Source organism: Streptomyces sp. NPDC029296 (assembly GCF_055569255.1).
In genome coordinates, this window is sequence record NZ_JBVHXT010000120.1 from 1 (window position 1) to 1,214 (window position 1,214).

At 69.8% G+C, this 1,214-nt stretch carries 1 pseudogene; it reads left to right on the plus strand.

Annotated features, from left to right (window positions below):
* Nucleotides 1-1,214 (plus strand): annotated as a pseudogene (locus ACZ4W9_RS40310) (alpha-1,4-glucan--maltose-1-phosphate maltosyltransferase); the annotation flags it as partial.

Sequence of the window (1,214 nt, forward strand, 5' to 3'; positions counted from 1 at the left end):
CGGCCCTCGCCCCGGAGGTGGAGGAGGTGCTCGCCCGGTATCCGCTGCGGGAACTGGTCACCGCCTCCGACGCGATGCCCCTGCTCGTGGAACGCGAACGTGCCCTGTACGGCTCCTGGTACGAGTTCTTCCCCCGCTCCGAGGGCACCGCCGAACACCCCCACGGCACCTTCCGCACCGCCGCCCGCCGGCTGGGACCCATCGCCAAGATGGGCTTCGACGTCGTCTACCTCCCGCCCGTCCACCCCATCGGCACCACCTTCCGCAAAGGCCCCAACAACTCCCTCACCGCCGCCCCCGACGACGTCGGCGTGCCCTGGGCCATCGGCTCGCCCGAAGGCGGCCACGACGCCGTCCACCCCGGCCTGGGCACCCTTGAGGACTTCGACTTCTTCGTCGCCGAAGCCGCACGGCTCGGCCTGGAAGTGGCACTCGACTTCGCGCTCCAGTGCTCGCCGGACCACCCCTGGGTGGAGAAGCACCCCGACTGGTTCCACCACCGCCCCGACGGCTCCATCGCCTACGCCGAGAACCCGCCGAAGAAGTACCAGGACATCTACCCCCTCGCCTTCGACGCCGACATGGACGGCCTGGTCGCCGAGAGCGTACGGATCCTGCGCCACTGGATGGACCACGGCGTGCGCATCTTCCGCGTCGACAACCCGCACACCAAACCGGTCGTCTTCTGGGAGCGGGTCATCGCCGAGATCAACCGCCGCGACCCGGACGTGATCTTCCTGGCGGAGGCGTTCACCCGCCCGGCGATGATGCACACCCTGGCCCAGATCGGCTTCCAGCAGTCCTACACGTACTTCACCTGGCGCAACAGCAAGCAGGAGCTGACGGAGTACCTGAGCGAGCTGACGGGCGAGGCGGCGGCCTACATGCGGCCGAACCTCTTCCCCAACACCCCCGACATCCTGCACGCCTACCTCCAGCACGGCGGGCGCCCCGCCTTCGAGGTCCGGGCCGTGCTCGCCGCGACCCTCTCCCCCGCCTGGGGCATCTACTCCGGCTACGAACTGTGCGAGAACACCCCCCTGCGCGAAGGCGGTGAGGAGTACCTCGACTCGGAGAAGTACCAGCTCAGGCCCCGCGACTGGGAGACCGCCGAGCGCGAGGGCCGCAGCATCGCCCCGCTCATCACCCGCCTGAACACCATCCGCCGCCGCCACCCCGCGCTCCAGCGCCTGCGCAACCTCCACTTCCACCAC